18 protein-coding genes and 2 pseudogenes are annotated in these 19,768 nt (G+C 55.8%); 11 read left to right on the forward strand and 9 right to left on the reverse strand.

Features of this window, described 5'->3' with window-relative positions:
• Window positions 1-279: 279 nt before the first annotated feature.
• The 4 genes from PR018_RS19885 (at window position 280) to PR018_RS19900 (ending at window position 4,199) form a co-directional block, all read left to right on the forward strand.
• Complete coding sequence (locus PR018_RS19885) at window positions 280-2,211, forward strand: methyl-accepting chemotaxis protein (protein ID WP_142831613.1); 1,932 nt, start codon at window positions 280-282, stop codon at window positions 2,209-2,211.
• Window positions 2,211-2,693, forward strand: a complete 483-nt coding sequence (locus PR018_RS19890) for a chemotaxis protein CheW (RefSeq protein ID WP_142831612.1) — start codon at window positions 2,211-2,213, stop codon at window positions 2,691-2,693. The genes PR018_RS19885 and PR018_RS19890 overlap by 1 nt, the downstream gene beginning before the upstream one ends.
• A gap of 276 nt (window positions 2,694-2,969) precedes the next feature.
• Window positions 2,970-3,851, forward strand: coding sequence for an HD-GYP domain-containing protein (locus tag PR018_RS19895; RefSeq protein WP_142831611.1), 882 nt, complete (start codon window positions 2,970-2,972; stop codon window positions 3,849-3,851).
• A gap of 138 nt (window positions 3,852-3,989) precedes the next feature.
• Window positions 3,990-4,199 (forward strand): hypothetical protein, encoded by a 210-nt coding sequence (locus PR018_RS19900; RefSeq protein ID WP_142831610.1) that lies wholly within the window; start codon window positions 3,990-3,992, stop codon window positions 4,197-4,199.
• A gap of 688 nt (window positions 4,200-4,887) precedes the next feature.
• Here PR018_RS19900 and PR018_RS19905 read toward each other — a convergent pair.
• Window positions 4,888-5,232, reverse strand: a complete 345-nt coding sequence (locus PR018_RS19905) for a hypothetical protein (RefSeq protein ID WP_142831609.1) — start codon at window positions 5,230-5,232, stop codon at window positions 4,888-4,890.
• A 349-nt stretch (window positions 5,233-5,581) separates the two neighbouring features.
• On the opposite strand from PR018_RS19905, the gene PR018_RS19910 reads away from it, so the two are divergent.
• The 5 genes and pseudogenes from PR018_RS19910 (at window position 5,582) to PR018_RS19930 (ending at window position 7,866) form a co-directional block, all read left to right on the forward strand.
• Complete coding sequence (locus PR018_RS19910) at window positions 5,582-5,830, forward strand: hypothetical protein (protein WP_142831608.1); 249 nt, start codon at window positions 5,582-5,584, stop codon at window positions 5,828-5,830.
• Between the two features lie 39 nt (window positions 5,831-5,869).
• A pseudogene (locus tag PR018_RS19915) lies at window positions 5,870-6,584 on the forward strand (IS6 family transposase).
• A gap of 255 nt (window positions 6,585-6,839) precedes the next feature.
• Window positions 6,840-7,079, forward strand: coding sequence for a FitA-like ribbon-helix-helix domain-containing protein (locus tag PR018_RS19920; protein ID WP_142831607.1), 240 nt, complete (start codon window positions 6,840-6,842; stop codon window positions 7,077-7,079).
• Window positions 7,076-7,504, forward strand: coding sequence for a type II toxin-antitoxin system VapC family toxin (locus tag PR018_RS19925; protein WP_142831606.1), 429 nt, complete (start codon window positions 7,076-7,078; stop codon window positions 7,502-7,504). Before PR018_RS19920 ends, PR018_RS19925 begins: the two co-directional genes overlap by 4 nt.
• A 71-nt stretch (window positions 7,505-7,575) precedes the next feature.
• On the forward strand, window positions 7,576-7,866 hold the full coding sequence (locus PR018_RS19930) for a hypothetical protein (protein ID WP_142831605.1): 291 nt from the start codon (window positions 7,576-7,578) through the stop codon (window positions 7,864-7,866).
• A 268-nt stretch (window positions 7,867-8,134) separates the two neighbouring features.
• Here the strand turns inward: PR018_RS19930 and PR018_RS19935 are convergent, their stop codons facing one another.
• The 6 genes from PR018_RS19935 to PR018_RS19960 all read right to left on the reverse strand — a co-directional run bounded on the left by PR018_RS19935 (window position 8,135) and on the right by PR018_RS19960 (window position 13,969).
• Window positions 8,135-8,830, reverse strand: a complete 696-nt coding sequence (locus PR018_RS19935) for an alpha/beta fold hydrolase (RefSeq protein ID WP_142831604.1) — start codon at window positions 8,828-8,830, stop codon at window positions 8,135-8,137.
• A 339-nt stretch (window positions 8,831-9,169) separates the two neighbouring features.
• Window positions 9,170-9,844 carry a permease gene (locus PR018_RS19940; protein WP_244615504.1) on the reverse strand — a complete coding sequence of 225 codons (675 nt, stop codon included), beginning with the start codon at window positions 9,842-9,844 and terminating at the stop codon, window positions 9,170-9,172.
• A 379-nt stretch (window positions 9,845-10,223) separates the two neighbouring features.
• On the reverse strand, window positions 10,224-10,652 hold the full coding sequence (locus tag PR018_RS19945) for a non-ribosomal peptide synthetase (RefSeq protein WP_142831602.1): 429 nt from the start codon (window positions 10,650-10,652) through the stop codon (window positions 10,224-10,226).
• A 222-nt stretch (window positions 10,653-10,874) separates the two neighbouring features.
• Entirely contained in the window at window positions 10,875-11,702 is an 828-nt protein-coding gene (locus PR018_RS19950; RefSeq protein ID WP_142831601.1) for an aldo/keto reductase, read from the reverse strand.
• Between the two features lie 71 nt (window positions 11,703-11,773).
• Window positions 11,774-12,655, reverse strand: coding sequence for an NmrA family NAD(P)-binding protein (locus PR018_RS19955; protein WP_142831600.1), 882 nt, complete (start codon window positions 12,653-12,655; stop codon window positions 11,774-11,776).
• 30 nt (window positions 12,656-12,685) lie between these two features.
• Window positions 12,686-13,969, reverse strand: coding sequence for a serine hydrolase domain-containing protein (locus PR018_RS19960; RefSeq protein ID WP_425064176.1), 1,284 nt, complete (start codon window positions 13,967-13,969; stop codon window positions 12,686-12,688).
• Between the two features lie 169 nt (window positions 13,970-14,138).
• Here PR018_RS19960 and PR018_RS19965 point away from each other — a divergent pair, with 169 nt between their 5' ends.
• Window positions 14,139-15,053, forward strand: a complete 915-nt coding sequence (locus PR018_RS19965) for a LysR family transcriptional regulator (RefSeq protein WP_142831636.1) — start codon at window positions 14,139-14,141, stop codon at window positions 15,051-15,053.
• A gap of 336 nt (window positions 15,054-15,389) precedes the next feature.
• Here PR018_RS19965 and PR018_RS19970 read toward each other — a convergent pair.
• A pseudogene (locus PR018_RS19970) lies at window positions 15,390-15,906 on the reverse strand (SDR family NAD(P)-dependent oxidoreductase); the annotation flags it as partial.
• Window positions 15,907-17,441: 1,535 nt separating this feature from the next.
• Window positions 17,442-18,500 (reverse strand): LacI family DNA-binding transcriptional regulator, encoded by a 1,059-nt coding sequence (locus PR018_RS19975; protein WP_142831598.1) that lies wholly within the window; start codon window positions 18,498-18,500, stop codon window positions 17,442-17,444.
• Window positions 18,501-18,730: 230 nt separating this feature from the next.
• Between PR018_RS19975 and PR018_RS19980 the strand changes: the two genes are divergently transcribed.
• Window positions 18,731-19,720, forward strand: a complete 990-nt coding sequence (locus PR018_RS19980; protein ID WP_161990998.1) for an autoinducer 2 ABC transporter substrate-binding protein — start codon at window positions 18,731-18,733, stop codon at window positions 19,718-19,720.
• Window positions 19,721-19,768: the final 48 nt, after the last annotated feature.

Genomic DNA, 19,768 nt, shown 5'->3' on the forward strand with positions numbered 1-19,768 from the left:
TATTCTGTCTTAGTCGCAGTGGGGCTGCGCTTCGATTTCCAGGGGCAGGCAAAATAATTTGTCTCCTCCTGTTTTGTACTGGTAGTCGGATCACGAACGTTCGCTAGGTCTCAAAAACCTATCGCGTATGCCTCAACATCTGATTTGCCCCACTTCGGATGCATGACGCAAACCGTTCCAAAACATCAAAAAATCCATGTCAAGTCCCTGTCTCATTGGGTAGCAGAGTTCCGTCTGCGGCTGAGCATTCACGGGACGACCTCTAAGGGACTTCGGCTAATGCTCGCCTTCTTCAATAATATGAGAATTCTTCGTAAGATCGCTCTGACCCTAGTTGCGTTGATGATTGTCAGCCTTGGGGTGAGTGCGATTAGTCTTCAGTCGCTCTCGGCGCAGAAGCAGGCCGCGGGATGGAGTGACCACACCTATAAAGTTCTTGGCGTGTTGCAAAACATCGTCGAGGCGATGGTAAACCAAGAAACGGGGATGCGCGGTTATGTCATCTCCGGTGATGAGAAGTTCCTCGATCCACAAAAGGCTGGCGCTGCCGTCTATCTCGACAGTCTGTCTCAGATACGCACACTGACCTCTGACAACGCCGTTCAGCAAAGACGCCTCGACGAACTCGACGCGATGGTCAAAACCTGGACGCAGAAGGTCGTTAATCCGGAACTGTCGCTGATGAAGAATGCCGCGACCTATGAGCAAGCTCGCCAGATTGAAATCTCAGGTGCAGGCAAGGCATCCATGGACGGTATTCGTGCAAAGATCAAAGAGATGGCTGGTGATGAAGCTGGCCTTCTGGTCACGCGCGCTGCAACGGCGGATGCAGCCGCATCCACTGCGCAGTTAGCAATCTTCGGCGGAGGCGCTGCCATGCTGCTCGTGGCTGTGATCGGAATGTTTATTCTCAATCTCGGTTTGGTACGACCCATCAATGGTATCAACGTAACGATGAAGATGCTTGCAGGCGGTAAAACTGACCTTGTTATCCCAGGCACTGACCGCAAGGACGAAGTCGGCGAGATGGCAGCCGCTGTCGAGGTGTTCCGCGCCAATGCAGTGACCACGCTGCGCCTTGAACACGAGGCTGATGCGCAACGAAGCCTGACCGAGGAAGAGCGCCAGCAAAAGGCGGCAACCGACCGGGCTCGCAGTGAGGCCATGTCACAGGCGACATCCGGTCTCGGTGAAGGCCTGAAGCATTTGGCTGATGGTGACTTGACCTTCCAGCTGACCGCACCGTTTGCTGCAGATTTCGAAACCCTGCGTGAAGATTTTAACTCTGCCGTCGGCCAACTTGCCGAAACGATGCGGGCCGTCGCGGAAGCAACGGGCGCCATCGACAATGGTAGCCGTGAGGTCAGCGCCAGTGCCGACGATCTCTCCAAGCGCACCGAACAGCAGGCTGCATCCCTTGAAGAAACTGCCGCTGCTCTCGACCAGATCACTGTCAACGTTGCGAATTCCTCTAAGCGCGCCGATGAGGCCCGCAGTGTTGCGGTTCGAGCTAACGAGAGTGCGGCCCAATCCGGCAAGGTGGTTGCCGATGCCGTCGACGCTATGCAGAAGATCGAGCAGTCTTCAAACGAGATTTCCAATATCATCGGCGTCATCGACGAGATCGCCTTCCAGACTAACCTCCTGGCGCTGAATGCCGGGGTCGAGGCGGCGCGAGCCGGAGAGGCGGGCAAGGGATTTGCTGTGGTGGCGCAGGAAGTGCGCGAATTGGCGCAAAGGTCAGCGAAAGCAGCAAAAGAGATCAAGGAGTTGATCCGCAGCTCCTCGGCCGAGGTCCAAAATGGGGTCAAGCTGGTCAGCGACACGGGCGCGGCGCTTAAGACGATCGAAGGTTACATCGTCACCGTCAATCAGCACATGAACTCGATCGCGACATCGGCAAAGGAACAGTCCGTCGGGCTCGGCGAGGTCAACACTGCCGTCAACCAGATGGACCAGGTGACTCAGCAGAATGCGGCTATGGTCGAGGAAACCAGCGCTGCGGGCGCGTCGCTTGCCAATGAAAGTGGCAGATTGCGGGAACTAATTTCGCAGTTCCAGCTTGGCAGTGCGTTACGCCAAACGGCAGTGGTCATGGCGGCAGGGCACATGCATCGTCCTGTCACCTCTCCGGTAAAACGTCTGGCGGGAAAGGTCGCCAAAGCATTTTCCGGTAACGCAGCGGTCAAGGAAAGCTGGGAGGAGTTTTGATGACCGGTTCGGGCTATAGCGCGATCAACACAGGCGAGATGCTTGAGATCATCGCCTTCCGACTGCACGATCAGGAGTTTTGCGTCCGCACGACAGCCATCCGCGAGATCCGCGGATGGGGTCCTGCCACTCCGATCCCCCATGCTCCCGCCGATGTGATCGGTGTCATGAACTTGCGCGGGACAGTCATTCCAATCATCGACTTTGCCAACAAGCTTGGGATGGAAAGCACCGAACCGAACGAGCGAAGTGCCATTGTTGTTGCGGAAGTTCACGGAATGGCGATGGGGTTGATCGTAGACGGCGTCTCCGACATCCTGACGATCGCGGCAAGTCTGCTCCAACCCGTTCCGGAAGTTAGCATTTCCAGCGGTATGCGGTATGCCGACGGCATCATTACGCAGCCGGCTGGCATGATCTGTTTTCTCAATCTGGAGCGCATGTTTGAGAATACAGAAGCGTCGAACCTACTCGCCGCATAGTGCTCGTTTAACCATCCTCATAGGACGACAGTGGTATGGCGACCATCATCGCATTTCCCGTCAAGATGACGCCGGTTAACCAACCGGGACATGATACGGAAAGCTATTCGTTTTATGAGATCGCACTTGCCGAATTGGTACGGAAACCCGGGCGCAACTGGCCCTCCTGCATGCCATGCCGGGGGGCTTAGGGCTCCGCATCGACGCTGCTGATATATCGAGAGTAAACGTGAAGTAAAAGTCGCTTCAGCGCATCAGATCATAATAGGAGCGATCATGAAAGTCACCGAGTTGCCCTCAACGAAGGGCCTTAACTTGGGTCACCGGTTTCTGATTGAAGCAGAAATTGATGCCAACGCGCTGAGGGCTCCCGAGCGAGTGATTACTCCAACCATTAACAGAACGAAGCCAAACGTTCAGGCTTCGCGCACTGAGCATCAAAAGGAAGCCCCAAAGAGGAGCCTTGCCAAGAGCAGAACGACTGCTGGCAAGGCGACAATCATGCAGACGACTGAGCTGCTAAGAGGTGTTTTTGACAAAGCACAAATTTCCGGTATCGCTTTTGAAGCAGTCGCCCCTATCGTCGATATCTTGGTGAAATCCATCACGGACGACCCAAACCTATTGATCAGCATGACGCGCCTGAAATCCAAGGACGACACGACATTTCTTCATTCGATTGCCGTATCGAGCCTTATGATCCGGTTAGCCCGCTATCTGAAATACGACGAAAACACGGTTCATCTCCTCGGCATAGCCGGACTCCTGCACGACATCGGAAAGATCGAAATACCGCTCGGTATTCTTGTTAAGGCTGGCGCCCTTGACGATAGCGAACTCAAATTGATGCAGCAGCACCCGGCTATAGGACACGAGCTCCTTCAGCGGAATGGTAGCATGCCGGATGTCGTGTTGGATGTTTGTCTACATCACCACGAGCGATTGGATGGAAGCGGCTATCCAAAGGGGCTTATGGAAGACCAGATAAGCAGGCATGCGCGCATTGCCGCAATTTGTGATGTCTATGATGCGCTGACCTCAGCGAGGCCCTACCGGAAGCCCTGGAGTCAAGGTAAGGCGGGAGCTTGGATGCTGGACAAGGTTGGGGTTTTCGATCGAAAGCTTCTTTTTAAGTTCCTTGATGGCGCGTTGCTATGAAGGACCCGATAAACTCAACGGGATGAGTACGCCGGGTGCTGGTGGCTTGGCATACCGGCATCTATTTGGCAACTAACTCATGCCTTGGCTCAGTTATTCATACCGCTAAAGTGCGAGTCCGGGAGATAGGTATTTCCAATGAGTGAACTTCTAGAAGTCGAATCGTTTGGCTACAAAGGCGACCTCGTCGAGACGTATTTTATCCCTATTCATCAAATTTGCGCCATCCGAAATAGTAGAAACGGATGTTGGGTTCACGTGGTGGGTATGACGGCTAATGCTAAACCAATGGCGCTAAGATTAAAAATCGACTTTTCAGAGCTCAAGGCTCTTTTTGAGAAACTGTGAACAGACGGCAGACTGTGCCGATTCAGTAAGTCTCAGCGCGATTTAGGGATATTTCATCAAACACGTATAAACAGACATCTGTCCTATCAGGCACTTACCCATGTGAGCAGGGCAACGCCGCGCGACCATTTCACATTATCTGCCGAGTACGGGTTATACTGGTTTTGAAGAACAGTATAACGCTGGAGTCGAGCCTATGAAGTCAATCATGCGATGCGGTGAGCATCCTAATTGAGTGACGATCAAAGGGAATTGCCTTGCGGCGGATCTCCTACGAAATAAATGCAGATGGCAGATGCATGCCACCTGCGCGACTTCTCGACATGCCATAAGAGTTCCATAAATAGCCGTTACGCCCCTCGGCAATTACGGGGTCGCGGTTCAGATCCGTTCAAACGCAAGTAGTGATCTCAGTCTCTTCCAAGCTTCCCTATCAGCACACGGTTACCCTCGCGGTTGCCGCAGGTACACCGAAGCTTGCTACCCATGTACCTAAGGTATTGATTCCCATAGCGTTGGATAAATGCGCTTTTGTCCAGCCAAACAGTCTTCCCGCATATTCCGCATTTGGCTCCCAGCACTTCCCATTCCTTCAAGATCCGGATGGTGTCAAAATCGTAGCCATCGAACTCCCGAAAAATTGCAGGTTGAAATGGCGCCAACTCAACGCCGCGACGGTGTCTCATTTTCAAGCCTCCCGCTGGAAGTGGGGCTGCCATCCTTGAGCGAAAAAGCTACTGAGGATGCCGGGCGCCGTCGGAAGCTCGTTCTGTTCGAACGTGGCGTCCTCAATCACGGCGCGAAGCGCAGCGATCGCATCCCGCCCGTAAGCGGCAACCAAGTCTCTCACCAAGCATTCTTCGAACAAATCAATATCATCATGGCAACCAATAGCTGACACGTCGGCACTCCCCAAAATGTAAGACACAATCCCAATCGCGGAATATGTTCCTATTTTGTTCCCTGCCGCTGAGAGAGTCAATCGGGCCTGAAAAAAATGTTTCGGCACGAACTTTTCCTCGAAGTCCGGCAAGATTTCTCAACAACCTGTCAACAACCTGATAGTGTGCCGCCAAGGGTGGTGACGCGATTGAGCGTCAGGGTTGGGGGTACGTCGTGGACGTTCGGAGCGAGGAATACGTAAAGCTGGACATCAATGTTCCAACTTCGTTTCTCCAATTTTTGGCAGACACAATAGTCCGTCTCGGGTTCCTGTATCCGGCGGCCCGTTTCTTCGTTGAAGCAAACCAAGTAGCGATCGAATGCCCCACAGAGGATGCTAACGCGATCCGACGCGATTTAAATTTCGGTTTGTATCGGCAAAAGGTCTACAGCGACAATCTTGCGCTTCGGACAAGGGTCATGGAAGGTGTGATGGGCAAATGACGGTGTTTCCGTTGAGATTCCGGCACGCTGCAGGCGAGGGCTTGTTGTTCGCAGATGATGCCGGCGCCTACTTCAGGTCTGACGAAGCTTTCCTAGAACGGTATGCGTATGACCAGCTCAGCGCCCACGACGCTCGATTTCTTTCCGAAAATGGCCATAGCTTCGCGGTAGAGGACGATCTCGATTTCACCGCCTTTGCCTACCCGGTGGGCCAGGAGGCTACATGCGCCAACCGGGCGTCGTAACGTTAACCGCGCGGCGATTTGCCTGTGCGATTTTGCGGCATGACCCAAGCCGTTCGTGATCCCATTTATCGCCGCCACCGGTTCCCGGCTGAAGTGATTGCCCAGGCCGTCTGGCTCTATCTTCGTTTTCCGCTCAGTCTGCGGATGGTCGAAGACTTACTGGCGGCGCGCGGGATCATTGTCTCGCACCAGACAGTCCGCCTTTGGGTCGAGAAATTCGGTCGCCACTTTGCCAATGAAATCCGGCGTCGGTCAGCCGGAAAGCTTGGCGACAAATGGTATCTCGATGAAGTCGTCATCTCCATCGGCGGCAAGAAGCACTGGCTGTGGCGGGCCGTTGATCAGGATGGCTTTGTTCTCGATGTGCTGGTGCAGAGCCGCCGTAATACCAAGGCAGCCAAACGTCTCATGCGAAAGCTTCTCAAAGGACACGGTCACGCACCCCGTGTGATGATCACCGACGAACTCCGATCCTACGGCGCGGCCAAACGCGACATCATGCCCGGCGTCGAACACCGTTCGCACAAGGGATTGAACAACCGGGCGGAGAATTCACATCAGCCGACACGACGGCGAGAGCGCATCATGAAGGGCTTCGTCAGCTCGACATCTCCAGCGTTTCGTCTCCATCCATGACCCGGTCGCCAATCTCTTCCACATTCCACGCCACGATATCCCGTCCCACCATCACCGTGAACTGAGAACCGCAGCCATGCAAATGTGGAGTGAGGTCGCGCGACTGCAAGCTGCGTGAGAGGAATCGGCACTTGCCAATCTTGGCCGCAGCCCTTTAACTTTACGGTGCCGACAGATGTGCAAAAAACGGGTCATTGGGTTTTTGAGCAGTTCAGCCGCCACCAGCTACAGTGCCCGCGCCCCGGCGTTCCGGGGCATCACCCAATGATTTGCCCCGCTCCGGCCGGCTTTTTTGTCTCGACAGGGAGGGGCAGCCTTGCTTGCATATATAAGAACTGATATCATTCGCAGCAGTTAAAGGAGGTGCAATACCATGGCATCTATCACGATCCGAAACGTGCCCGACGAAGTGCATCGGGCGCTTCGGGTGCGCGCTGCTCAGCACGGTCGCAGCGCCGAGGCGGAAATTCGCATCATCCTGGAACAGGCCGCCAAGCCGGAAGGCCGAGTCAAACTCGGCAGCCTGCTCACACAAATAGGCCAGGAAGTCGGCGGCCTCGATCTGACGATCGAGCGAGACCGCACCCCGTCGCCGCCGGTGAGCTTTGAATGATCCTGCTCGATACCAACGTTATTTCCGAGCCGCTCAAGTCGCAACCCGATCCACGGGTGGCCGCATGGATCGATACGCAGGCCGTCGAAACCCTCTACGTCGCTGCGATCTCACTCGCGGAATTGCGCTACGGCATCGCCGTGCATCCTGACGGCAAGAAGAAACAAGCCGCGCAGGAAAAGCTTGATCGGTTGATGCTGCCTTTGTTCCGGGGCCGCATCATGCCGTTCGATGAAGCCGCCGCCCAGGCTTATGCCGAGCTGCGGGCCGCAGCGGCGAAGAAGGGCAAGGCGATCGGCGATTCAGACGGCTATATCGCTGCCACGGCCAAGGCGAATGGTCTGATGATCGCCACCCGCGACACCAGCCCTTTCGAGGCCGCCGGCCTGACTGTCATCAATCCGTGGGAGGCATCTAATGGCTGAAAAACTAACGCCTTCCGATCCAGCGGCGGCATGACGCGCAACAGTGCGGCGCAAAGATTCGGGGATAGACCATGATCGATTCGAGCATCATCGGGGTGAAGAATCTCAGGGATGGAGACAACATCAAAGACTTCTTCAACAGATTCTATAAAAGTGATCTCGCGCGGGACTTTGGGGTCTATCGTCTGTCACTGGACGTTCTTCGAGAAGAAATCCAAAAGCACATCGTAGAACACGGCCTTTCGGCGCTGTTCTACAACACCGTAACTTGCGACGAGATAATGCATCCGAAGCTTCACACCGATCAAATCGAGGGGATCGTTCTAGGGATTATGCAGAGGTTGGATGGAGTGAAGCACTGACATATGAACGCGTCCTGATAGTCCCGACCGCGCCCATCGCTAAGTTCATCGCATCTGGTGCCTATCTAGAGGCAAATTCCGCTTCCAGCTTCTACGTCGCAGTTACGAGAGCGAAGCGGAGCATTGCGATTGTTCTGGATAAGGCAGGCTCATCTTCGTTGCCTTTCTGGAATCCAACGGGGGCGAAACAGGAGGTACAGGCTGACCCCAGAAATAAATGTTCCAGCCATGAAGGATAAAGCGGACGACGTCGGTCTGGATATTCCGATTAGGCGCCTTCCAACCATGTAACAAGCGCCCGGTTTACTGCCTCTGGCTGTTCAAGCGTTGACCCGTGACCGCACTTCGGAATGATGACGAGGCTGGAGTCGGGGATGGCCGCTGCAATTTCCTCTGACAGAAAAGGAGGTGTGATGGAATCACAGTCGCCAACAAGAACGAGGGTTGGAACGGTAATATCAGCGAGATGCGGACGGCTGTCGGCGCGTCCAATGATTGCCTCTGTCTGCTGTTCAAACCCCTCAACACCAACCGTTAAGCCCATGCGAATATTGACCTCCAGCAAATGCTGATCATCTCGATGGGCAGGGTGCAAGAGTATCGACATTACTTGGCTCAAAAGCTCTTCGAAATCGCCACCTTTAGCTTGAGCTAACATGCCGCGCCGCTGCGCAACTTGCTCTTGGGTGTCCGGCCGAGCAGACGTATCGAGCAATGCCAGTTTGCTGACTCGCTCCGGTGCCTGACGCATGATCTCAAAGGCGACATATCCGCCCATCGATAGACCGACGAGTGCAAAGCTCGGCGGCGCGTCTCTCAAAATGTTTGTAGCGATTTCCGGCATGGTTGTCCCGGATAGTGTCGATGCTACCGTAACGGGGCCGAGCGGCCACAGCGCAGCCATCTGGGGAGCGTAAAGCTCTGCGGAGCACAGCAAGCCAGGGATCATAACGATTGGGGTCATTGGAAATTGGTCTCGTTGAGGAAACATAGCGATACGTTATGTCGTGGTGTTGACAGTTTGTGTCAGCAATCTCCGAAGCCCGCGCGCGTAATGTGGTGATGCTCCCTTGCGACGAGACAGCCTCTACATTAGCCGGGGTCTTGGCGCGCGGATGGTTAATCGTGGTGGCGTTGTTTGACTGGTCGAGCGGTCCGGCGAAAATCACAGTCATTCATGGATCCAAATGCAGTAAATTTGTTTAGAAGCCTTGTCGTATCAATGATTTAGAAACTTGATTATCATCCGGCTGCGGTTCGAATGCCATCAAGGCGTCCAACAGCGCAAAGAGATTATCGAGATTTAGCTAGCTGCTATGTTTTTGGCCTCTAGGGCGATTGTGACCGCCAGTACAAGCGCGACGACGCTCGCAGAGACGAAAGCGATAACGAAAGCACCCGTCGCTCTCAGTGTTCCGATTTTGAGATCCTGCATAAGCCATCTTACCTGGGCTTGCGCATACCAGAGTGTAGCCGACGCGATCGTCAGGACCCCGATGGTGAGGCCCTGTTCGTGGGGCATGAACATGAAGTCGAACGCCAAGCCAATCATGAACGCAAAGGGCGCTGCGACATAGCACTGGCTGAAGAACGGTGGACGCAGTGAGTTCCGGGTAATCTTTGTCGACTGATGACGCAGCGCTGTGACTGCCATGCAAAGCGGATAGATCCCGAAGACCACGCCGCGGGCGATAAGCAGGTTTGATCCCGAGCCCAGCTCCTTGGCTGCAGTCGCCGTGTCATATATGGACGGAAAGGCGGCTGATAGGCACTGTGACAGCAGCAGCGTGATCAGAAGAAAGAGAGGTGGGCTCAGTGTATCTTCGTACTGATCCGCAGGCTCGTCAGTGAGTTCAGCATCGGCATAACGCATCATGGTGAGGGGTCTGACGACAGAGCGCCACATGGTGAGCGGGTAAAACACTAGCCACGACACCAGCTCATAGAGGAGCTCTTCGAGCGACTTAAGCAGTTTCATAAAGTCCAAGGCGACCTCCTGTGCGGCTATAGTCATGTTGATAGCTCGTCTCGTCGGCTTTGCGAATGCCGCAGATCCAGTCTTTAATTCCCTCTGCCAATATCAACCCGGAAAGGCTTTGCAATGCGAATGATCGGATATCTGATGTTTGGTCTTGCGGTGTTGGCTGCTGTGCCTGCGGTTGCCGACGAGGTTAGACGCGCAACCGTGCATTTCTCCAGTGGCTCGTCAGGCTCCACCACTACGTCGAAGCTCAAAGGCTACCAGAGTGTTGAGTACTCGGTCGGGTAACCGCTGGCTGTTTCAAGCATCCGACAGCGAGCGTGTGCGAGAGTTTCTTGCCAGGTGCCGATGATGGTCGCGTAGGAGCATCCAATTTCTAGTCGATCGGGGGCGGGAATTCATAGGGATCCAGTTGCTGCCCCGAAATTGCCGAAAGTAAATCGCGCAGCAAAGAGATTGATGACAAGCCGCGAGCAAGCGGCCCCTCCGTCGGATCAAACGGCGAACTGATCTCACGTTCCGCTTCTCTCCCCCAAGTTGTTCCAGAAGGCGCGACGCGCAGCGGGATGGGGCGCCGAGAGCCTTTGTAGAAATGGGGTATTCGCTGTCGCGTACAATCGATCGAGACAAATAGCATTGGATGACGTGCCTGCAATGCATCCGCCGCCGCCTTCCAATCAGTCACGAGAGTTCGACCTTTTATCTCTGCGACGATACAGAAATGCTTGGGACAACTATGATCGAAGAGCCAGAAGAAGTCCTCAACGACGCCAAGCGGTCGCGCTACGTCGAAATCGGTATCCAAGACGCTATCCCTTTCATTCTCGTCATCGGATTCTTATTGGCTGTAAGAAAGTGCTTGGATTGCAGTTGACCCAGTGAAGCCTCCGCCGAAACGCGACCACGTTTTGGACATCGCGCCTGCTACAGCCCCGCCACCATGGCGCGGCGATCACGAATCACTGTGGTGGAGACGCTGCTCGCTCACTGCCGTGCCTGACAGCGCTCCTGAGTAATCGCCCAGTCTTCAGTCGGTGGCATTCCAGTCACACGCAAACGGGGGATTGACGAAGCGTTGGTCCTTGGGGAGGGAGGCTATCAAAGAGAGGTCTTCGTCATCCAGCCGGATCGATGCCGCCGCGAGATTGGCCTTTTGGGTCTCGGTTCGTCCAGCCTTCGGGATCGCGATCACCCCGTCCTGGCCAAGGAGCCAGGCGATAGCAACTTGCGACGCGCTAACATTGTGTTTCCGGCCAATCGACTGCAGGGTCGTATCGCTCGCCGCGCGGCCCTGCGCCAAAGGGGCATAAGCGGTCAGCGCAATTCCCTTGGCGCGCAGGTACTGAAGCATGGGCGCCTGCGACAGATACGGATGGTACTCGATTTGATGAACCGCGATCGGAACCTGTATGTCTTCCACAACGTGCCGGATCATTGGCATGTTGAAATTGCACACGCCGATTGCTCTCGCGAAGCCATGTTCACGAAGACGGCCCATGGCAGTCAGGGTCGCCGCAATGTCCATGTCCGCCGACGGCCAATGCACGAGAAAAAGATCGACATAGTCCATCTTCAGCTTTTCGAGGCTAGTCGCGAAGGCTCGCTGCAAAGCACCCGGCGCCAGTTGATCGTGCCAAACCTTGGTCGTGACGAAGAGTTCGCGGCGATGAATGCCTGAGCCTGCAATCGCCGTACCGACCGCCGCCTCATTTTCATACATTGCCGCGGTATCAATATGCCGATATCCGAGCGAAAGCGCGCTTTCCACCGCCGGTTGCGCGCCGGCACCCGGCATCCGGAACGTTCCGAGGCCAAGACGAGGTATCGTCACACCTTGCGTTTCGATCGTGTCCATTGGATATTTTCCTTCCACAACAACAAAGCTGGAGATGCAGGTGGGCGCCCCCCTGCATCCTAATCGTTCGATCAGGCGCGATCGTCTGTGTTGTCACCGGCCACGAGTGCGTCCACGACCTGCTGCAGCGAGGTGTTTCCCTTTTCCGCCAGGCGACCGCTGTCCTTGAACTCGATCCAGCTTTCATTGAAGCCGTCGAGCATGCGAATACGCGGCGTCGGGTTCTTCATCCCCTGCGAGCGGAACAGCTCCTCCCAAGTTGCGCGGTTGACAATTTCGACCTTCACCGGCCTGTTGAGCGCCACTGCGAAGGCTTGCGCGAGGTCATCTGGCGATACCCGTTGAGCAGCCTCCAACTCGACGACGCGTTTTCCGGTCCAATCCTGCTGGATCAGCTCTGCCGCCAGGATGCCGATGTCCTTCGTTGCGATCATCGGGAACTTTTTGTCCGCGGGCTGCAGGAAGCTGTGAAGAATGCCAGTGTCGCGGGCCGTGCCTAAGTCCCAAAGTGCATTTTCCATGAACCATGCGGGTCGGAGGAAGGTGACAGGCAGGTCAAGCTCGTTAAGGGCATTTTCCAGCATCGTGCGCTGGGACAGCAGATTGTCCTCTTTCGCGTCTGCGCCGATCGTCGACAGGCAGAGGACCTTTTTCGGGCGTGCGGTCTTTAGAGCGGCGACGACACTGTCGATCACCTTTTGCGCTTCGGGATAGCCAGGCTCAGGGTCGAACTCGGACGGCGGAAGAATGAAGACGGCCTCAGTGCCGGCAAAGGCCGCCGAAAGCGCCTTTCCGTCTCCCATCTCGGCTAGAGCGACATCGCAGCCGAGAGCGGCCCACGAAGTGCCCTTGGCCTGATCGCGAACGATCGCACGGACGGCTTTGCCGTTGGCGAGCAGAGTCCGCGCAAGAGCGCCGCCGACTTTGCCGGTGATTCCAGTGATTGCGTACATGTCTGATTTTCCATTCAGAAAGAGGAGAGATTAAGCGAGCCCGTCATAGAGCCCGCGTTCGAAGTCGCCGTAGAGAGCAACGACGCGGTCGTCATAGAAAGGAAGAAGCTGCGTAAAGAGGGACCCAGTCACCCGGCGAACCGGATCAATCCAGAAGTAGCAATTGAGTAGCCCAGCCCAGGATGCACTGCCTGCGGAGCGGCCGTGTGGCCCAGCCTCAGTGTTGATGTCGAAAGAGTAGCCCCATTTGTGCTTCTGATACGGGAACTGATCGAAGCTGTTCGAATAGGCCGGTGCGGCCGACTCCATCTTGCGAACATTCAGATCCCCGATCTGGTTCTGCATCATCATCGCGACGGTCTCAGGCTTGAGCATCTGAACCCCGTTCAACTTGCCTCCATGGAGCAATGCCTGAAGGAGCATCATGTAGTCTTGCGGGGTGCTGTATGCGCCGCCACCGCCCATGAAAAATTCCGGCCTCTGAGGCATCTCGAACGGCATTGCTTTCAAGCCGCCATCAGTCTCTCTGCTGAAACATGTCGCGACACGGCGCTTCTGCTCGCTGCTGATCAGAAATCCCGAATCCTTCATTCCGAGAGGCGCAAAAATGTTCTCCCGGAAATAGACTTCCAACGACTGATCGCTGACAGCTTCGACCAGCTTACCAGTCCAGTCCATGCTGATGCCGTACTGCCATCGTTCCCCCGGCTCGAATTCGAGCGGCACATTGAAGGCGGCGTTCTGGCAGGTTGCGATATCGGGTAAACCGGTGGCGGTCTCGTAGCGCACTATCACATCGCTCCAGTTCGCATAGGTGTAGCCGGAGGTATGCGTCAGAAGGTGATGAACCTTGATTGAGTTCTTGGCGGAACGCAGCTGTGGCTGACCGTTGGCATCAAAACCTACCAGAATTTTGGGTGCAGCAAGCTGCGGCAGGTATTTCGATGCGTCATCATCCAGCTTGAGGCGGCCCTGCTCAACCAGCTGCATGCATGCTGTCGCTGTGATCGCCTTCGTCATCGACAAAAGCCAAAAGACCGTGTCAGGCCGCATTGCGGTACCGGTGTCCACGTTTGCCTTGCCGAAAAGGCCTTCGTAGACGATTCCCTTCTGCGTTGCAGCCATAGCGACCGCACCAGCGACCGTGCGGTCATTGACTGCCTTCTCTATCGCGGCATCGATCGAGTTAAACTTCGCATTTTTGAGGCGCGGGCTTTGGCTGGCCGCCTGAACAGCGCTTGCCCCAAGACATGCCGCGGCGGCGGCCATGGTGCCGCGTGTCAGCACCGCTCTTCTCGTGATCTCACTCATGATTGTTTACCTTGAATCCAGACGGATCGCGGGTCTGGTAAACCGCTCGCCTTCGAAAGGCTGACGGCGAATACCTACCAACAGCCGAGCCATGCTAAAAGATCATAATAGTCATATTCAAAATGACAAAAAATCACTGTTATTCGTTTTCCCGGAATGCGAAAGCTTTGTCATGAGCTTCGACGGACGTCTTCTTACTGGGGTAAGTGTATTCTTGGCAGTTGCCGACGCCGGCAATTTTGCCAAGGCCGCGGACGTATTGGGAGTGACCCCTTCCGGCATCAGCCGAGCAATCGGACGACTGGAAACAAGGATGGGCGTGCGTCTCTTCGACCGCACACCCCGTTCTGTCGCGCTGACCGAAGAGGGTCGTTTGTTTCGTCTACAAGCGGTGCCGCTCGTGGCGGGCCTGGAAGAAGCGGCTGCGACCGCCTCGGGATCGGCAGCAGCGGTCGGCGGGAGGCTGCGCGTATCGATCGACCCTTGGTTTGCAAGGATGGTATTAGCGCCCCAGCTTCCGCGGTTCACCGAGAAATATCCGGATCTGAAAATCGATCTTATGACGACGAACGCCCGTGACGACATGATGAGCGGGTTCGATGTGGCCGTCCGATTTGGATCGACCAATGCCGGGTCACTCATCGCAAGAAAGCTTCTGGATATCCGCGTCATCACGTGCGCGGCCCCCGCCTATCTCGAGAAATTCGGCGAGCCGGTCCGGCCGGAGGAGATAGGTGGACACGAAGTTATTCTGTTCCGAGACCCCGAGACCGGCCGAGCTTTCCCTTGGGAATTTCATCGAGGTGGTGAAGTTGTCAGCGTAAAAGTCGTCGGCAGGATAATTTTTGACGACCCATCCGCCGCGATCGCCGCCTGCATTGCCGGCCAAGGTATCTTTCAGAGCCTGGAGATCGGTTTGGATCCCTGGCTGAAAGGCGGCGGACTAAGACAAATTCTCAAAGACTGGTCGGACGAACATTATCCCCTCTACGCGTACCATCCAGCGCGCCATCTGCCGCCGGCAAAGGTCAGAGCTTTCCTCGATTTTGTGCAGCAGGTCGCCAAGGAGAAAGCGCGCGACGGCTGAGCGAAAGAAGATGATTGCGGGGGCTGTTAGAGAAATCCTTGTTTTTGCACAACACGGTGCGGTCAGAGCTGCGGACCCTGATTTTCACGCAGATGAATTGAAATATTTGCCCGGGGATACGCAGCTGTGGCCACATACGGCGTATGCGGCGCGGCGTTGGCAACGGTTCAGTTCAGTACGGGACTATCCTTAAGTCGGGGTTTTTTAGTCACTGGAAGGGTCTTCAGTCTCTTAAATCGCCGAGAATTGAAAAACGCGGTTCGATACCTTTTAAGGCGATGAGAGGCCCCGAAAGCGGCCTCCCATTTCACGAAGTTAATCAGACGAGCGCCGTCGTTAGTCAACGGCGAAGTCGGTCGAGAACGAGACGGTGCGCCATTCGGAGAGAATGGCAGCGTCTTGTGCGTGCTTTTTCTCGATCGCGGCGACCGTGTCGCTACCGAGCGGCAGGCGGACCGGCGGATTGGGGGCGTCAGTGAAGGCGATGAGCGCCTCTGCCAGCTTTTGAGGGTTGCCGGGTTGATTATGGCTGAGACCGGCGGTCTATGGTTCGCACCTTGCCGGAAGTGTCTGCATAATCGCCGATGATATTACCGCTGACGGACAAGGATGAGCTGTCGAGGAAGTCGGTGCTGAAATAGCCCGGCTCGATGACGGTGACTTGAATGCCAAGCGGTGCAAGTTCGTCATGTAGAGCCTCGCTCAGCCCTTCGACCGCGAATTTCGTTGGGTAAACATCGAAGCCAGCGACGCCGCGATAGCCGCCGATCGACGAGATATTCAGGATGCGGCCGGAACGTGCCCGGCGCATGAAGGGCAGGACGGCGCGGGTTACGTTGAGGAGGCCAAAGTTGACCTTAGTCAATGCCGGAACTGACTTCTGCCGTCACAGCCAACCCGGCCATACGGCAGGTTCGAGGAAGCTCGAGGGTATTTTAGGATGTTCTTGAAGGGGCTCCCGAGTTATGGCGCGACAATGACAGCAAGAATGAGCCGAGCTTGCTGTCCGGATGCGTGCTCGGCGACGAGGAGGCTGCATTTTTTTGTGACTGCAATCGTCCACATCCTCACAGTTCCAGTTCTGTGGGGTCATCTCGATAGCAGGGGCCGCGAGATCGAAACGAGGTCGTTCCACCAGGGCTCCTCTAGTTGTCTCTATGATCCACTGGATATTCACCCGGGATGCGCTAACTGATCCGACGTGGGGCAGTTTAGGAGAGAAAGTGAAAAAGCTAATATTGGTGTTCACCGCTATAACCAGCTGTATGTCCGCCTCAGCCAGTTACGCCATGCCTGCGGCCGGTCTTTCGGTCGCTCAATCGAACTCGGTTGTTTTGGTTGACCGTGAGTGTGGCCCGCGTCGCCATCTTGGACGCGACGGCCGTTGCATTCGGAATGGCCCACCACCGCCACCGCCGCGTCGCCATCTCAACCATCCGCGCCCTGGCGATGATCGTGGCTTGCCACCACCGCCGCCGCCACCCGGCGACGACAACTAAAAGAGATGGCCCCGCCTAGTCGGGGCCAGACACCGAGCGGCTTCTTCCATCATGTCGTTTGGACCTCAAAACCTATGTGAACACCTTATGAAAACAATGTTCTTGACTATAGGACTGACCATATAAGGCCTTGCTTCGACCGCTTCAGTGGCGGTGCCTGGTACCGTTAGCCCAGCGGGCGTGTCATTGTTCGTGCTGCATGTAGACTATGCTTTCGGGCGAGGCTGACACCTGGGTCCTGACGGGCCGTGCTATTTTAATCGTATGCCACCACCCCCGCCGCGGCGGCACTGGAACGGCTATGACGACGAACCACTGCCTGGTTTCAGGCGCGGGCCACCACCACGGCCACCGCCGGGGTTTGCACCACCGCCCCCAGGCGATTATTGATGCGCGGCTGGCCCCACTTGTGTGGGGCCAATTCATCGTATATCTCGCGCAACAAGTGCTCCCAGCAACCCTTCTATCCGGATACGTCACGATCCAACTTCACCGGTATCTGCAAGCGTTGGATTAAAACTGATTGGCCACGTGGATAACGTCACGCATCTGCGATGCCTCATGGTGATTGGCCGAATGCCGAGACAGGCCAATTGCCAAGCAACCGACACCTGCCCGCTGGATGCTCGTTTATCGACCGTTGTCCGCAGAGGGAAGGGTGTGATAACCCCAAATGGGTTCGTGAGCTGGTAACGCTTGGCGTTTCCCGTATTGGCCTTTTCTCCCGCTCCATCCATCAGCTGAGCGATCGAGTTGGAGAGCCGCGCAACCCAAAAGATCAATATTTTAGCTTCTCTCGCTACAAGCACGCCAGTTCGAATCCTTTAAAGGCGTGCGTTTCTAGGTAATTTCAAAGCCGCCAAACTCGACAACAAGGTTTGGCGACTTTTCAGAGAGCATCTTTGAGGTTGTCCAATGGGCCAAGGAGTGCAGTACGCGGAGGAACTAACTGCGATGCAACGAGATGCATCAACGGGTGGGTAGAAGGCTGTTTGATGAGCTCGAAGGCCTTGGAAAGCATCCCTTCTACATCTTGCTTCATCATGAACACCGGAAAAGGAAGGAATGAAGCGAAGGGGTCATAGTCAAAGCACCCGACCACCAAATCAGCGAAAAGTTCGTGCGGGTGAGCCGACATGAAACGCAGCAAACCCTCGAAGTTGATAGAAGAGTTGACGAACAATGCCCTTGGAAGTTTCCCCGTACGCTGAAAATATGACTCAAAGGCAATCTGCATTGCGTTCGGAGAGTAGCCGGTAGATTGGGTTCCGTCTTCCACTCCAACGCCGAGCAGTTCACCGCGAGCATCTCGAAACCCTCGTATACGCTCACGCGTGGCGTGATCGTCACGCCCGCCGAACAGAAAGATCTCGTCAGCTCGCAACGGATCGTCCGCAGGGAAGTGCCGAATAATTGCCTCGGTAAGCGTCCTCGCACCCTGATAGTTGTCGCTGATCACCGAGTGGGTCTTCGACCCGGGCAGATCGATATTGACGTGTCTTAACCCTGCGGCTTCGCAGACATCATGCACACCATCAGGGTCGGTGGCACCGCAAATAAACAGCTCGTCGATTGAATAGGATATGAGATCCTCTGCCGTCTCGCGTTCTTCCTGAGGATCGCGACCCGAGCTTACGACAATCGGGCATTGGCCCCGTTGCCGCACGTGCGCTTCAAATGCCTGAGCCATCGACGAAAAATAGCGATTGTCGTAGACCGGAAGCATAAGGCCCACCAAGCCGGACCTGGAGCTGCGAAGGCCTCGTGCCTGGCGGTTGGCGGTATATTGATGCTTGTCGGCGAGGCCGCGAATGAGCGCCGCCGTACTTTCCTTGATGCGCCGCTTTTGCCACGTGCCGTTGAGAACCGCACTGACAGTCGAGGCGGAGATTCCCGAAAGCACAGAGAGATCGTAAATCGTGGCCTTTTTCTTGCTGTCGTCTTTCATGGTCGCTCCTTAATTTTCTCTTATCCTCCGTCCCCTCTTGACGAAAGCCCACATTAGATAGATGATATTTGCACCATCGATTGCGCAAAAAGAAATATCGATTGTGCTTCTGGTGGCCCCATCGGGAAGTGGGGAATGAGGTGGCGAAGGCTTCGGCCGTCGTCAGGGATGAGGAGAGGGCGCCTTCGTGGGCGTCTGCGTGTTCCTGCGGGAACTGTGGAGGAGAAATAATGACCAAATTTATCGTTGCCGCGCTGGCCGCGTCGCTGGCGCTTTCAACGGCTGCAGCCGCCTTTGCCGCTGACGCCGGCAAAGTCGGCGTGGTCGTCAAGATTGGCGGCATCCCGTGGTTCAATGCGATGGAAGCCGGCATTAAGGAACAAGGCAAGAAGCTCGGTATTGATGCGTCGATGGTCGGTCCAACGAGTTCTGACCCCGCACTGCAGGTTCGCGCCATAGAGGATCTGATTGCCCAGGGTGTGAAGGTCATCGGTGTGGTGCCGAACGACGCTAAGGTTCTGGAGCCGGTACTCACCAAGGCGCGAGAAAAGGGCATCATCGTCATCACCCATGAGTCGCCCAGTCAGAAAGGCGCCGATTGGGACTTCGAACTCGCCTCTTCGAAGGGCTTCGGCGAGGCTTACGGAAAGCTGCTCGCCGACAAGATGGGCGGAAAAGGCGAATACGCGGTATTTGTCGGTTCGCTGACGGTTCCCCTGCACAATGCCTGGGCCGATGCGGCCATTGCCTATCTGAAGAAAAATAATCCGGACATGAAGCTGGTCGGCGATCGCTACGGCGTGGCTGAGGATGTCGACAAAAGTCGCAGCACCGCTTTGGATCTGATCTCCGCACACCCGAATTTGACGGGTTTCTTGGCTTTCGGCAGCCAAGGGCCAATCGGCGCCGGCCGTGCTGTTGAAGAGCGGCGCAAGACCGGCAAGATTTTTGTCCTGGGTCCCTTCTCGCCCGGTCAGGGCGAGAAGCTACTGAAATCGGATGCGATCTCGGGCGGGATTATGTGGAATCCGAAGCAAGCCGGCGAAGTTTTCGTGACGCTCGCCGACAAATTGATGAAGGGCGAGCAACTGAAGGACGGCGATACGATCGAGGGTCTCGGCGTCATCCATCCTGATTTCACTAACCACAACATCATAGTCGACCAGCTTGTCCAGATCAACAAGGACACGGTCGCTGGTCTGGCCGCCATGGGCCTCTAGGACACTTGTTCCTCCCAGCAAGCTGGGCCTGCTTGGGCTGGCCCGGCT

This window comes from Rhizobium rhododendri, assembly GCF_007000325.2.
GTDB classification, from domain to species: Bacteria; Pseudomonadota; Alphaproteobacteria; order Rhizobiales; family Rhizobiaceae; genus Rhizobium; species Rhizobium rhododendri.